Source organism: Pseudomonas sp. CFBP13508 (assembly GCF_005233515.1).
Taxonomy (GTDB): Bacteria; Pseudomonadota; Gammaproteobacteria; order Pseudomonadales; family Pseudomonadaceae; genus Aquipseudomonas; species Aquipseudomonas mercuritolerans.
On record NZ_QFZZ01000002.1, the window covers coordinates 519,958 to 533,851 of the forward strand.

The window sequence follows — 13,894 nt, forward strand, 5'->3', positions numbered from 1 at the left end:
TGCTATCGACTTACACTGGCGAGCACTTACCCGCTCGCCTTGTCCATGCGGGTCAATCACTGCCCGCAGGTTTTCCGTGACCACTCTCAATCAGCCTGAAACGCCCAAACCGGCCATTCGCAGCGTGCTGGTCGCCTTGATGATGGCGATCTTCCTCGGTGCGCTGGACCAGACCATCGTCGCCGTGTCGATGCCGGCGATCTCCGCGCAATTCAAGGACGTCAGCCTGCTGGCCTGGGTGATTTCCGGTTACATGGTGGCGATGACCGTGGCGGTGCCGATCTACGGCAAGCTTGGTGACCTTTACGGGCGGCGCAAACTGATGCTGTTCGGTATGGGCCTGTTCACCCTCGCCTCGCTGTTCTGCGGCATGGCGCAGAGCATGGAGCAGTTGGTGCTGGCGCGAATCCTTCAAGGCATCGGCGCCGGCGGCATGATCTCGGTGAGTCAGGCGATCATCGGCGACATCGTCCCTCCACGTGAACGCGGGCGCTATCAGGGTTATTTCAGCAGCATGTACGCCGTGGCCAGCGTTGCCGGTCCGGTGCTTGGCGGCTACATGACCGAATACCTGTCGTGGCGCTGGGTGTTTCTGATCAACCTGCCGCTGGGCCTCGGCGCCTGGTGGGTGGCTCGGCGCAATCTGCGCGGCTTGCCGATTCCACAGCGCAAACCGGTGATCGATTATCTCGGCACGGTGCTGATGATCATCGGCCTGACCGCGTTGTTGCTCGGTATCACCGAAGTCGGCCAGGGTCATTCATGGCGCAGCAGCGAAGTGCTCGGCCTGTTCGGTTGTGCCGTGGTGGTGCTGGCGCTGTTCGTCTGGCATGAACGCCGGGCGCGGGAGCCGTTGCTGCCGATGCACCTGTTCGCCAACCGCAATGCCCTGCTGTGCTGGTGCACGATCTTCTTCACCAGTTTCCAGGCCATCTCGCTGATCGTGCTGATGCCGCTGCGCTTCCAAAGCGTCACCGGCGCTGGCGCCGACAGCGCGGCGTTGCACTTGCTGCCACTGGCGATGGGCTTGCCGATCGGTGCCTATTTCGCCGGCCGCCGCACCTCGATCACCGGACGCTACAAACCGCAGATTCTCACCGGGGCGATCCTCATGCCGATCTCGATTCTCGGCATGGCCTTCAGTTCGCCACAAGCGACACTGCTCAGCGGTCTGTTCATGCTGCTCAGCGGCATCGCCGGCGGCATGCAGTTCCCGACCTCGCTGGTCGGCACGCAGAACTCGGTGGAACAACGCGACATCGGCGTCGCCACCAGCACCACCAACCTGTTCCGCTCACTGGGCGGCGCGGTGGGCGTGGCGTTGATGTCGGCGCTGCTGCTGGCGTTATTGCACGACTCCAGTTTCGCCCATCTGGCGAACAGTTCGCTGATCAGCGAAGGGCATTCGGGCAACGTCCTGCTCGATGGCCTGAACGCAGCACCCGGCGAAGCGCAGAACGCTTTGCGCGCGGAGCTGCTGGTGACCTTCCGCCACTTGCTCTGGGTCAGCACGGCAGTGTCGCTGCTGGGGCTGGCAGCGGCGATTGCCATGCCGAACAACCTGCTGCGCGGACGGGAGCACGGCGCGAAATAATTGCCGCAACAAATACCACTGTGGGAGCGAGCCTGCTCGCGAAGGCGCGGTGTCAGCCGGCACATAGCTGAATGACACACCGCTTCGCGAGCAGGCTCGCTCCCACAAGGGAACGGTGTTCGCTCAAGGGCTGTAGTAACCCACCGCGACGAGGAAATGCCCGACCTTTTTCAGGTACGCATGCTTGTCCTCGATCTTGCCGGTCACCGGGTTTTTCCAGCGGTATTCGTATTCGCCTTCTTCCTGCTTGCCGATCAGCGCCAGAATCGGCTCGCCCACCGGTTTGCCTTCCGGATCCTTGACCTTGCCAAAATCAGTGTTGATCAAACGCAGATTGGTGCCGTGGGCGACATAGCGTTGATTGTTCAGATCGACCACGAAGACATACAGGTCATCCTGCAGATATCCGCCCTTGAGCGAGTTGATCGCCACCAACGTGCCCTTCTCGTCCTTGCTCAGATCCGTCGCGGCTTTTTCCAGCAGGGCCTTGGCCTGCTCAGCTGAGGCCCGTGGCAGGTAGTAACCCACCGCGAGAATGCGCTGCCCGACGCGCTGATAGAACACATGCTTGCGCTCGACCTTGCCGTCGGCCCAGTTCTGCCAGCGATATTCGGCCTGCTGGATGCCATTGCCTTCCGGCACTTTCAGCGCATCCTTGAACGCCTTCTGCAGATCCGGCCCGAGCACTTCGCTGACATCACGGCCGATCAGCGCCGATGACGGCCCGCCACTGGCAAGCATGACGCCTTTGGTGTCGAGGACGAACACGTAGCGATCCTTGTCGACGAACTCACCCTGGCGGCTGAAGGCGGCAAACGCCTTGTCGCCATTGTCGTGGTAATAGGCCAAGGCTTTTTCCAGCAGGGCGATGGCGGCCTGACTGTCATCCTTGGCGGCGGTGGCGGCGCTGGCCTGACCGAAACCGGCCAACAGAATCAGGCCGAGCCAGGCCACTTTATGCAAAAACCCCATAGCGCATCCCTCGTTCTTTTTGGTGTCTCAAGAGCGTAGACGGCTTGGGCTGATGTACGAGTATTCAGAATGATGCAGGGGATTACAGGCCCCTGTGGTAAGGGGACAAAGCCCTCCGGGCAACAGATCAGTCGCTACGGGCGAGAATTGATCTGCTGCTGGAGATTCTGGATCTGCGCCTGCAAGGTATTCAGGTTGCGGGTCATCTGCGCGCGGAACGCATCGAACTCGGCGGTGTTGCCGCCACCCTGTGGCGCTGCCGGGCGGTTGTCCTGCTGACTTTTCAGCACCACGATGTCCTGCTCCAGACGGTCGATCGCCGCGCTCGGATTGCCCTGTTTCTTCAGCGCGGCGATATCGGCGCCGAGGCTTTTGAACTGGGCGTCGAAGGCTTTCAACTGGCCATCGACCTTGCTGGTATCGGCCGGGGTGCTTTTAATGGTCGCCAGCTCGGCGCTCAAGGCTTTGACCTGCGCCTGCAACTGCGTATTGGCGTTCTGTTGTTCGGTGGTCTGCGCGGTCATCTGCGCCAGACGCTTGTCCAGTTCGCTGGCCTGACCAGCCACGCCTTGCTGCTGCTTGCTCTGGTCGAGCAGCTTGCCTTCGAGTTGCTTGATTTGCAGCTTCAGCGCTTCGCTGTCGCTGCTGACGTTGCTCTGGCTGGCGACGACCTTGCCGGAAATATCCTGCAGGCGCCCTGCCGCTTCTTCGCTGATGCGGGCGAAGCTTTCCTGGGTGGCGACCAGTTGCTGCTCCATCAGCGAGATCTGCTGGAAGCTCCACCAGGCCAGACCGATGAAGGCGAAAAACAACGCGCCGACCAGCGCCCACAGCGGCCCAGTGCTGGCGGCCTTGACCTTGACCACTGGCGCGCTGCGCGAATGCACGGATGTACGGGGGCTGGGGGCGATGTCATCGTCGTCGAACGGATCGGCGCGCAGGCTTGGCACGTTATCGAAATCGTCGTCGTGGGCATCGTTTCGCATGGACATTGAGGCAACCTTTGGCAAACGCGGTGATGGCTAAATGCTGCGAAGTATAACCGCCGCAGCCGCAGGCATTGACCCTCAACCCGCAAGGCGGTTCATTGCCGCCCGGCCGAATCGTTTCAACGGATGTCCTGGGCTTTCCACCACGCACAGAACTCATCGAGGGCCGCCCACAGGCTGACTTTCGGATCGTAGTCGAGATAATGCCGGGCGCGGCTGATGTCGAGGGTGAAATTTTTTTTCATGACCTGCATGCCCAGGCGCGACAGGGTCGGCTCCGGGCGTCCCGGCCAGAGCATGCACGCGCCTTCGTTGAGCGCCGCGACGCTGTAGGCCAGACCGTAGGAGCGGTATTTGCGCACCTGATCGACTTCCATCCGCCGCATCACGTAATTGACCACGTCCCACAGCGGCACCGGCGTGCCGTTGCTGATGTTGTAGGCCTTGCCCAGCGCCGAACCTTGCGCCAACAGGCTGCTGAGCATGGCTTCGTTGAGGTTTTGCACGCTGGTGAAATCGACCTTGTTCAAGCCGTCGCCGATGATCGCCAGCCGGCCCTTGCGCTGCATCTTCAGCAGGCGCGGGAAGATGCTCATGTCGCCGGCACCGGTGACGAAACGCGGGCGCAGGGCGATGGTTTCCAGACCGAACTCCTGGGCACCGAAGACTTTCTGCTCGGCCAGATATTTGGTCGCGGCGTAGGGATGCTTGAAGCGTTTGGGCACTTGCTCTTCGGTCAGACCGAGATGGTCGCGGCCATCGAAATAGATCGACGGCGACGACAGATGCACCAGCCGCCGCACCCGCTGCTTGAGGCACGCTTCGACGACGTTTTCGGTGACTTCGACGTTGCCCTGATGAAAGTCCTGATAACGCCCCCACACACCGACAGCACCGGCGCAATGCACCACGGCTTCGACATCGTTGCACAGATCCCGCACCAGATCGGCGTCGCTCAGATCGCCCGGCACGAACTCCGCGCCCCGGCGCACCAGATGCTCGACGCTCTCGGCCCGGCGACCGTTGACCCGCACTTCAAGGCCCTGCTCCAGGGCGAAACGCGCAAAGCGCCCGCCAATAAAGCCGCTGGCGCCGGTAACCAAAATCTTCATCAAAAACTCCAGGGAAGCAGCTGCAAGCTTCGAGCTTTCAGCTGCAAGTTGAAACGGTGCGTGTTCTTGCAGCTTGACGCTTGTTGCTGCGCTCAAGCCACTAGCCATTGCTTTGCGGAGCGCAGCAGTTGTTCGGTCAGTAGATTGAGCAACTGGCCGCCATTGCGCCAATGATGCCAGTACAGCGGCACGTCTATCGGTTTATCTGGCAGCAATTCGCGCAGCACCCCGCGTTGCAATTGCTCGCGCACCTGCAGCTCTGGCACCAGGCCCCAGCCCAGACCGGCTTCGGTCAGGCGAATGAAGCCTTCGGAAGACGGGCATAAGTGATGTTCAAAAGCGCCGTCGACGCCCAACAGCGCCAGATAGCGATGCTGAAGGAAATCGTCCGGGCCGAAAACCAGCGCCGGGGTGCGCGGCAGCTGTTCGGCGCGCACCCCATCGGGAAAATGCCGAGCGATGAACGCTGGACTGGCTAGCGCCCGATAGCGCATGGCGCCGAGCAATACGCTGCGGGCACCTGCCACCGGCCGTTCGCTGGCACACAGGCATGCGGCCACTTCACCGGCACGCATACGCTTGAGGCCGACGGTCTGGTCTTCGACGATCAGGTCGAGCAACAAATGCTGCTCGGCGCAGAAATCGCCGACGGCCTCGGCCCACCAAGTGGCGAGGCTGTCGGCGTTGAGGGCGATGCGCAGGCGATCGGGCAAGCCTTCTTCGTCCAGCGCCGGCACCACTGATTGCAAGTCGCGCTCGAGCAGACGCACCTGCTGCACATGGTTGAGCAAGCGTCGGCCGATCTCGGTCGGCGCTGGCGGTGTTCCGCGCACCAGCACTGGCTGGCCGACCCGCGCCTCGAGCAATTTGATGCGCTGGGAGATCGCCGACTGCGACAGGCCCAGCACTTGTGCGGCGCGATCGAATCCGGCCTGCTCGACCACAGCGGCGAGCGCGGAAAGCAATTTATAGTCGAACATCAGTTTTCCTAATGGGCGATCAGCACTATTGGTTTTTCTTATACAGCGTCACACCGGAGAATAGCCAGCAAGCACTCTCTTTCAAAGGATCTCTCCCATGTGGCAAAGCTACGTAAACGGCCTGTTGGTGGCGTTCGGCCTGATCATGGCGATCGGCACGCAGAACGCTTTTGTCTTGGCGCAAAGCCTGCGCCGTGAACACCATTTGCCGGTGGCGGCATTGTGCGTGGTGTGTGACGCAATTCTGGTCGCGGCCGGGGTGTTCGGCCTGGCGACGATTCTGGCGCAGAACCCGACCCTGCTGGCGATCGCCCGTTGGGGCGGTGCGACGTTCCTGATCTGGTACGGCAGCCAGGCGCTGCGCCGGGCCTGCTCGAAACAGAGCCTTGAGCAAGGCGAGAACCAGACCGTGCGTTCGCTGCGCGCAGTGATGCTCAGCGCGCTGGCGGTGACCTTGCTCAACCCCCACGTTTATCTCGATACGGTACTGCTGATCGGCTCACTGGGCGCGCAGCAATCGGTGCCGGGCGCTTATGTGGTCGGCGCGGCGAGTGCATCGTTGTTGTGGTTTTTCACCCTGGCCCTCGGCGCGGCGTGGCTGGCACCGTGGCTGGCCCGCCCGAGCACGTGGCGCATTCTCGATTTGGTGGTGGCGTTGATGATGTTCGCCGTCGCCGCGCAGTTGATCATCGCCGGATGAATAATTGCCAAAGGCTCTGGAACCTCTATCCCACACAGTTGTTGCGTGGTTAAGGCGCGACCCCGGTGCTATGATCCGAACCCTGCGCCGCAAAGAGTAAAAACTCGCCGGTGCATTTCCGGCCGCCCGTGATCGGCCTTGCGCTCACCGCAACAGACCTGATTAGGAGAATCATCATGGCTTTCGAATTGCCGCCGCTGCCTTACGCACACGATGCCCTGCAGCCGCACATCTCCAAGGAAACCCTGGAGTTCCACCACGACAAGCACCACAACACCTACGTCGTGAACCTGAACAACCTGGTGCCAGGCACCGAGTTTGAAGGCAAGACCCTGGAAGAAATCGTCAAGACTTCTTCGGGCGGCATCTTCAACAACGCCGCTCAGGTCTGGAACCACACTTTCTACTGGAACTGCCTGGCGCCAAACGCCGGCGGTCAACCAACCGGCGCTCTGGCAGATGCCATCAACGCAGCGTTCGGTTCGTTCGACAAGTTCAAGGAAGAATTCAGCAAAACCTCGATCGGCACCTTCGGTTCCGGCTGGGGCTGGCTGGTGAAAAAGGCTGACGGTTCCCTGGCCCTCGCCAGCACCATCGGCGCCGGCAACCCGCTGACCAGCGGCGACACCCCGCTGCTGACCTGCGACGTCTGGGAACACGCTTACTACATCGACTACCGCAACCTGCGTCCGAAGTACGTTGAAGCGTTCTGGAACCTGGTCAACTGGAAGTTCGTGGCCGAGCAGTTCGAAGGCAAAACCTTCACCGCTTAAGCTGCGCGCCAGACAAGAAACCCGGCTTCGGCCGGGTTTTTTTATGCCCGGCGCATGGCGTTTCTCGCACGGTAAAAGCAGCTTCACGCCGTTTGCCGCCAGCCCTCAGCCGTCTACCATCACAGACAGGAAAAAATCTTTGGCCCAGTGCTCAAGTTGAAGGCAATTGCAACCGACACAGTTAATTCAGAGCTATTACTCAAATGACGACATTGCGGCCAGGATCACGGCGACTTTTCCCGTGCCCGATTGTCCCTTTGACTGCCAACCCGGGATTGCCAATACTCATGGCAACTTGACGCTACCCGCACGGAACAAGGAATAACCCTTTGAAGCTGGAACTCAAGAACAGCTTGTCGGTGAAGTTGCTCCGGGTCGTGCTCCTGTCGGCATTGATCGTAGGCGTAGTCTTGAGCTGCGCGCAGATTGTCTTCGATGCCTACAAGACCCGTCAGGCAGTGGCCGGCGACGCCGAACGGATCCTCGACATGTTCCGCGATCCATCGACCCAGGCCGTGTACAGCCTGGATCGGGAAATGGGCATGCAGGTGATCGAAGGGCTGTTCCAGGACGACGCCGTGCGTCAGGCCTCCATCGGCCACCCCAACGAAGCCATGCTCGCGCAGAAATCCCGCGAGCTGCAGCATTCCAACAGCCGTTGGCTGACCGACCTGATTCTCGGCCAGGAACGCACCTTCACCACGCAACTGGTCGGCCGTGGCCCTTACAGCGAATACTACGGCGACCTGAGCATCACCCTCGATACCGCCACTTATGGCGAAGGGTTCATTGTCAGCTCGGTGATCATTTTCATTTCCGGGGTGTTGCGCGCACTGGCGTTGGGCCTGGTGCTGTATCTGGTCTATCACTGGCTGCTGACCAAACCGCTGTCGCGAATCATTGAGCACCTCACCGAGATCAATCCGGATCGTCCCAGCGCGCACAAGATTCCGCAGATCAAGGGCCACGAAAAAAACGAACTGGGCCTTTGGATCAACACCGCCAACCAGTTACTCGAGTCCATCGAACGCAACACCCATCTGCGCCACGAAGCGGAAAACAGCCTGCTGCGCATGGCCCAGTACGATTTCCTCACCGGTCTGCCGAACCGCCAGCAATTACAGCAGCAACTGGACAAGATTCTCGTCGATGCCGGCAAATTGCAGCGCCGCGTCGCGGTGTTGTGCGTCGGCCTGGATGACTTCAAGGGCATCAACGAGCAATTCAGCTACCAGACCGGCGACCAATTGCTGCTGGCCCTGGCCGATCGTTTACGTGCCCACAGCGGTCGTCTCGGCGCCCTCGCTCGACTGGGCGGCGATCAGTTCGCGCTGGTGCAGGCCGACATTGAACAGCCTTACGAAGCAGCAGAACTGGCGCAAAGCATTCTCGATGACCTCGAGGCGCCCTTCGCCCTCGACGATCAGGAGATCCGCCTGCGCGCGACCATCGGCATCACCCTGTTTCCGGAGGACGGCGACAGCACCGAGAAGCTGTTGCAGAAAGCCGAGCAGACCATGACCCTGGCCAAGACCCGCTCGCGCAATCGTTATCAGTTCTACATCGCCAGCGTCGACAGCGAGATGCGCCGTCGTCGCGAGCTGGAAAAAGACCTGCGTGACGCGCTGATCCGCGACCAGTTCTACCTCGTCTATCAGCCGCAGATCAGCTACCGCGATCACCGCGTGGTCGGCGTCGAAGCGCTGATTCGCTGGCAACATCCGGAACACGGCCTGGTGCCGCCGGACCTGTTCATTCCGCTGGCCGAACAGAACGGCACGATCATCGCCATCGGCGAGTGGGTGCTCGATCAGGCCTGCAAGCAATTGCGCGAGTGGCACGATCAGGGTTTTGCCGATCTGCGCATGGCGGTCAATCTGTCCACCGTGCAACTGCACCACGCCGAGCTGCCACGGGTGGTCAACAACCTGTTGCAGATGTACCGCTTGCCGCCGCGCAGTCTGGAACTGGAAGTCACCGAAACCGGCCTGATGGAAGACATCACCACCGCCGCCCAGCATCTGCTGAGCCTACGCCGCTCCGGTGCGCTGATCGCGATCGACGACTTCGGCACCGGCTATTCATCGCTCAGTTATCTGAAAAGCCTGCCGCTGGACAAGATCAAGATCGACAAGAGCTTCGTTCAGGACCTGCTCGATGACGACGATGACGCGACCATCGTTCGCGCGATCATTCAACTGGGCAAGAGCCTGGGCATGCAGGTGATTGCCGAGGGCGTGGAAACCGCCGAGCAGGAGACGTACATCATTTCCGAGGGCTGCCACGAAGGTCAGGGCTACCACTACAGCAAACCGCTGCCGGCGCGGGAGCTGGGGATTTACCTCAAGCAGGCGCAACGCAGTAACGCGGCGATTCTTTAAAGATCAAAGATCGCAGCCTCAAAGATCAAAAGATCAAAAGATCGCAGCCTCGTTGCACTCGTCAGCTCCTACAGTGCAACGAGGCTGCGATCTTTTGATCTTCTTGCGCAAATAAGAAATATTTCCAGGCACGCCTTTACACATAATGCGAAAGATTTGCATTATGTCGCAGTTTTGCGCGCCCCCGGCGCCAGTCCACTCAACTACCGAAGCAGGATGTTCGCCATGATTCGTATGCCTCTGGCTACCGCCAGTCTGCTGGCCATCGCTATTTCCCTCGCCGGTTGCGGCGAAGGCAAGGACAAAGAAAAAGCCTCCGAGATGACTCCGGCTTCCAGCAGCGCTGCTCCAGCCCCGGCGCCGGCCGCTGCACCCGCTCCTGCTGCCGGTAAAGTTGACGACGCCGCCGCCAAGGCTGTGGTCGCGCACTATGCCGACATGGTCTTCGCCGTTTACAGCGATGCCGAATCCACCGCGAAAACCCTGCAAACCGCCGTCGACGCGTTCCTCGCCAAGCCGAACGCCGACACCCTGAAAGCCGCCAAGGCTGCCTGGGTCGCCGCGCGCGTGCCGTACCTGCAGAGCGAAGTATTCCGCTTCGGCAACACCATCATCGACGACTGGGAAGGTCAGGTTAACGCCTGGCCCCTGGACGAAGGCCTGATCGACTACGTCGACAAATCCTACGAGCACGCACTGGGTAACCCGGGCGCCACCGCCAACATCATCGCCAACACCGAAGTGCAGGTCGGCGAAGACAAGGTCGACGTGAAAGAGATCACCCCGGAAAAACTCGCCAGCCTCAACGAGCTGGGCGGTTCCGAGGCGAACGTTGCCACCGGCTACCACGCGATCGAATTCCTGCTCTGGGGCCAGGATCTGAACGGCACCGGCCCGGGCGCTGGCAACCGTCCGGCCTCGGACTACATGGAAGGCGCCGGCGCCACCGGTGGTCACAACGAGCGTCGTCGTGCCTACCTGAAAGCCGTGACCCAACTGCTGGTCAGCGATCTGGAAGAAATGGTCGGCAACTGGAAGCCGAACGTGGCCGACAACTACCGCGCCACCCTGGAAGCGGAGCCAGGCGAAACCGGCCTGCGCAAAATGCTCTTCGGCATGGGCAGCCTGTCCCTGGGTGAACTGGCGGGCGAACGCATGAAGGTTTCCCTGGAAGCCAACTCCCCGGAAGACGAGCAGGATTGCTTCAGCGACAACACCCACTACTCGCACTTCTACGACGCCAAAGGCGTGCGTAACGTTTACCTGGGCGAGTACACCCGTGTTGACGGCACCAAGCTGACCGGCGCCAGCCTGTCGTCGCTGGTGGCCAAGGCCGATCCGGCTGCCGACACCGCGCTGAAAGCCGATCTGGCCGCGACCGAAGCGAAGATCCAGGTCATGGTCGATCACGCCAACAAGGGTGAGCACTACGACCAGTTGATCGCTGCCGGCAACACCGCTGGCAACCAGGTGGTTCGCGACGCCATCGCCGCGCTGGTCAAGCAGACCGGTTCGATCGAAGCCGCTGCTGGCAAACTGGGCATCAGCGACCTGAACCCGGACAACGCCGATCACGAATTCTGATCACAGCGTCCGCGTCAAAAAGAGGCGACCTTCGGGTCGCCTTTTTCATTATTGGCACACCACTATCCCTGTGGGAGCGAGCCTGCTCGCGAAGGCTTGATCCGGCGCAGCATTTTCAGCGCGTCGGGCGCCGCTTTCGCGAGCAGGCTCGCTCCCACAGTGTTGGCGTGCGCTACACGGCTTGCGCGATATCCAAGCAAACGATAATTCCTCTTATTCAAACTCCCCCGCCCTGTTAGACTTTGCGCCTTTGTTTTCGCCCGTTTGCAGGATGTCTGATGCCGTCGTTGCCGCTTCGCTTGTCCGCACTGTTGCTGGCCCTGGGCCTGAGTGCCTGCGATGACGCCCCGCGTTTCACCAAGGCCGAGCCGGGGGAAGCGCGTTCGGGCGGTGCGGCGACTGTACGCAAGAGCGATCAGAACGCCTTTTCCCTGCCATCGGCCAACCTGCCGCCGTCGCGGCGGGTGGATTTCAGTGTCGGCAACAGTTTCTTTCGCAGCCCGTGGGTGATCGCGCCGTCGACCACCACGGCGCGCGACGGCCTCGGCCCGTTGTTCAATACCAACGCCTGCCAGAACTGCCATATCAAGGACGGTCGCGGTCATCCGCCGGCACCTGATGCAACCAATGCAGTGTCGATGCTGGTGCGCCTGTCGATTCCCGACGCGCCGCCCTACGCCACAGTCATCGAACAGCTCGGCGTGGTGCCGGAGCCGGTGTATGGCGGGCAGTTCCAGGACATGGCCGTGCCCGGCGTCGCCCCGGAAGGCAAGGTGCGCGTCGACTACACACCGGTGCCCGTACGCTTCAAGGACGGCACCGAGGTCGAGTTGCGCAAACCGACCCTGCAGATCACTCAACTCGGTTACGGCCCGATGCACCCGGACACGCGTTTTTCCGCGCGGGTGGCGCCGCCGATGATTGGTCTGGGCCTGCTCGAAGCGATCCCTGAGCAAGCGATCCTCGCCAACGCAGCCGCCCAGGCGAAAGAGAACAACGGCATCAACGGCCGGCCCAACCGGGTCTGGGATGACCAGTTGCAGAAGACCGTTATCGGCCGGTTCGGCTGGAAGGCCGGGCAACCGAACCTCAATCAACAGAACGTTCACGCGTTTTCCGGTGACATGGGCCTGACCACCAGCCTGCGACCGTTCGACGATTGCACCGAGGCGCAGACTGCCTGCAAACAGGCGCCGAACGGTAATGGCCCGGACGGTGAACCGGAGGTGAGCGACAACATTCTGCGCCTGGTGCTGTTCTACAGCCGCAACCTGGCAGTGCCGGCGCGCCGTGGCATTAACGACCCACAGGTGCTGGCCGGCAAGAATCTGTTTTTCCAGGCCGGTTGCCAGTCGTGCCACACGCCGAAATACACCACCGCCGCCGATGCCGCCGAACCGGAATTGGCCAATCAGGTGATTCGTCCGTACAGCGACTTGCTGCTGCATGACATGGGCGAAGGCTTGGCGGACAACCGCACGGAATTTCAGGCCTCCGGCCGCGACTGGCGCACGCCGCCGTTGTGGGGGATTGGTCTGACGCAAGCGGTCAGCGGTCACACCCAGTTTTTGCATGACGGCCGCGCACGCAACCTGCTCGAAGCGGTGCTCTGGCATGGCGGCGAAGCGACGGCGGCGCAGCAACAGGTTTTGTCTTTCAATGCCGAGCAGCGCGCTGCGTTGCTGGCGTTTCTGAACTCACTTTAAATACTGAAAAAACATCGGGAGCCCGACATGTTCCGTCCCAAGTTACTGTTCACCAGCCTCGCCGCGCTCGCCCTCGGCGCCTGCTCGCCGCAGGACCCGCAAGCGGTCACTTCGGCGGCGATCGCCAAATCGGTGATCCTGCCGACCTACACTCGCTGGGTCGAAGCCGACAAGCAACTGGCGGTCAGCGCCCTCGCCTACTGCCAGGGCAAGGAAAGCCTGGAAACTGCCCGTGCCGATTTCCTCCACGCGCAGAAAGCCTGGGCCGAGTTGCAGCCGCTGCTGATCGGTCCGCTGGCCGAGGGCAACCGTTCGTGGCAAGTGCAGTTCTGGCCGGACAAGAAAAACCTCGTCGGCCGTCAGGTCGAGCAACTGGTCGTCGCCCAGCCGCAGATCGATGCCGCCGCATTGGCCAAATCCAGCGTCGTGGTGCAAGGCCTGTCGGCTTACGAATACATCCTCTTCGACGCCAAGCCTGACGTCGCCAACGATGCGCAGAAAGCCAAATACTGCCCGCTGCTGATCGCCATCGGCGAGCGCCAGAAGCAACTGGCCGAAGAGATACTGCAGGGCTGGAACAACACCGATGGCATGCTCGCGCAGATGAGCAAGTTCCCTAACCAGCGCTACGCCGACTCCCACGAAGCGATCGCCGATCTGCTGCGCGTCCAAGTGACGGCTCTGGATACCCTGAAGAAAAAACTCGGCACGCCGATGGGCCGTCAGAGCAAGGGCGTGCCGCAGCCGTTCCAGGCTGATGCGTGGCGCAGCCAGTCGTCGCTGACCGCACTGGAAGCCAGCCTAGCCGCCGCCAAAACCGTCTGGGAAGGCGTCGACAACAAAGGCCTGCGTGGTCTGCTGCCGGCCGAGCAGAAACCGTTGGCGGACAAGATCGATGCCGCCTATGCCGCTTCGCTGAAGCTGTTCGACAGCACCCAGCGCTCGCTGGGCGAAATGCTCGAAGACGACGCTGGTCGCCAACAACTCAACGATATCTACGACAGCCTTAACGTCGTCCATCGCCTGCATGAAGGCGAGCTGGCCAAGGCGCTGGGCATCCAACTGGGCTTCAACGCCAACGACGGTGACTGATGAGGGCGAGT

11 protein-coding genes are annotated in these 13,894 nt (G+C 61.4%); 7 read left to right on the top strand and 4 right to left on the bottom strand.

The genetic code is table 11. The features are described from left to right. The first annotated feature begins 76 nt into the window (after positions 1-76). Positions 77-1,594, top strand: coding sequence for an MDR family MFS transporter (locus PspCFBP13508_RS06815; protein ID WP_137214041.1), 1,518 nt, complete (start codon positions 77-79; stop codon positions 1,592-1,594). A gap of 123 nt (positions 1,595-1,717) precedes the next feature. Here PspCFBP13508_RS06815 and PspCFBP13508_RS06820 read toward each other — a convergent pair whose 3' ends face one another. The 4 genes from PspCFBP13508_RS06820 to PspCFBP13508_RS06835 form a co-directional block, all read right to left on the bottom strand. Beyond that, a complete protein-coding gene (locus PspCFBP13508_RS06820) occupies positions 1,718-2,566 on the bottom strand; it encodes a cache domain-containing protein (RefSeq protein WP_130910932.1) in 849 nt (282 codons plus the stop codon). Positions 2,567-2,700: 134 nt separating this feature from the next. Continuing rightward, positions 2,701-3,558: an ATPase gene (locus PspCFBP13508_RS06825; RefSeq protein WP_137214042.1), complete on the bottom strand. Its 858-nt coding sequence runs from the start codon at positions 3,556-3,558 to the stop codon at positions 2,701-2,703. A 116-nt stretch (positions 3,559-3,674) separates the two neighbouring features. Beyond that, positions 3,675-4,667, bottom strand: coding sequence for an NAD-dependent epimerase/dehydratase family protein (locus tag PspCFBP13508_RS06830; protein WP_137214043.1), 993 nt, complete (start codon positions 4,665-4,667; stop codon positions 3,675-3,677). A gap of 92 nt (positions 4,668-4,759) precedes the next feature. Continuing rightward, positions 4,760-5,647: a LysR family transcriptional regulator ArgP gene (locus PspCFBP13508_RS06835; RefSeq protein WP_137214044.1), complete on the bottom strand. Its 888-nt coding sequence runs from the start codon at positions 5,645-5,647 to the stop codon at positions 4,760-4,762. Positions 5,648-5,744: 97 nt separating this feature from the next. Here PspCFBP13508_RS06835 and PspCFBP13508_RS06840 point away from each other — a divergent pair, with 97 nt between their 5' ends. The 6 genes from PspCFBP13508_RS06840 to PspCFBP13508_RS06865 all read left to right on the top strand — a co-directional run bounded on the left by PspCFBP13508_RS06840 (position 5,745) and on the right by PspCFBP13508_RS06865 (position 13,883). Then, positions 5,745-6,347, top strand: coding sequence for a LysE/ArgO family amino acid transporter (locus PspCFBP13508_RS06840; RefSeq protein WP_016773432.1), 603 nt, complete (start codon positions 5,745-5,747; stop codon positions 6,345-6,347). Between the two features lie 176 nt (positions 6,348-6,523). Continuing rightward, positions 6,524-7,120: a Fe-Mn family superoxide dismutase gene (locus PspCFBP13508_RS06845; protein ID WP_016773431.1), complete on the top strand. Its 597-nt coding sequence runs from the start codon at positions 6,524-6,526 to the stop codon at positions 7,118-7,120. Positions 7,121-7,449: 329 nt separating this feature from the next. Then, positions 7,450-9,501 (top strand): bifunctional diguanylate cyclase/phosphodiesterase, encoded by a 2,052-nt coding sequence (locus PspCFBP13508_RS06850; RefSeq protein ID WP_137214045.1) that lies wholly within the window; start codon positions 7,450-7,452, stop codon positions 9,499-9,501. A gap of 225 nt (positions 9,502-9,726) precedes the next feature. Beyond that, positions 9,727-11,085: an imelysin family protein gene (locus PspCFBP13508_RS06855; protein ID WP_137214046.1), complete on the top strand. Its 1,359-nt coding sequence runs from the start codon at positions 9,727-9,729 to the stop codon at positions 11,083-11,085. A gap of 278 nt (positions 11,086-11,363) precedes the next feature. Then, positions 11,364-12,791, top strand: a complete 1,428-nt coding sequence (locus tag PspCFBP13508_RS06860) for a di-heme oxidoredictase family protein (protein WP_137214047.1) — start codon at positions 11,364-11,366, stop codon at positions 12,789-12,791. A gap of 27 nt (positions 12,792-12,818) precedes the next feature. After that, on the top strand, positions 12,819-13,883 hold the full coding sequence (locus PspCFBP13508_RS06865; RefSeq protein ID WP_137214048.1) for an imelysin family protein: 1,065 nt from the start codon (positions 12,819-12,821) through the stop codon (positions 13,881-13,883). The last annotated feature ends 11 nt before the right edge of the window (positions 13,884-13,894 follow it).

Excerpts from the sequence above, each read along its gene's own strand:
- PspCFBP13508_RS06820 (WP_130910932.1), bottom strand. The coding sequence starts at position 2,566 with ATGGGGTTTTTGCATAAAGTGGCCTGGCTCGGCCTGATTCTGTTGGCC.
- PspCFBP13508_RS06825 (WP_137214042.1), bottom strand. The coding sequence starts at position 3,558 with ATGTCCATGCGAAACGATGCCCACGACGACGATTTCGATAACGTGCCA.
- PspCFBP13508_RS06830 (WP_137214043.1), bottom strand. The coding sequence starts at position 4,667 with ATGAAGATTTTGGTTACCGGCGCCAGCGGCTTTATTGGCGGGCGCTTT.
- PspCFBP13508_RS06835 (WP_137214044.1), bottom strand. The coding sequence starts at position 5,647 with ATGTTCGACTATAAATTGCTTTCCGCGCTCGCCGCTGTGGTCGAGCAG.
- PspCFBP13508_RS06840 (WP_016773432.1), top strand. The coding sequence starts at position 5,745 with ATGTGGCAAAGCTACGTAAACGGCCTGTTGGTGGCGTTCGGCCTGATC.
- PspCFBP13508_RS06845 (WP_016773431.1), top strand. The coding sequence starts at position 6,524 with ATGGCTTTCGAATTGCCGCCGCTGCCTTACGCACACGATGCCCTGCAG.
- PspCFBP13508_RS06855 (WP_137214046.1), top strand. The coding sequence starts at position 9,727 with ATGATTCGTATGCCTCTGGCTACCGCCAGTCTGCTGGCCATCGCTATT.
- PspCFBP13508_RS06860 (WP_137214047.1), top strand. The coding sequence starts at position 11,364 with ATGCCGTCGTTGCCGCTTCGCTTGTCCGCACTGTTGCTGGCCCTGGGC.
- PspCFBP13508_RS06865 (WP_137214048.1), top strand. The coding sequence starts at position 12,819 with ATGTTCCGTCCCAAGTTACTGTTCACCAGCCTCGCCGCGCTCGCCCTC.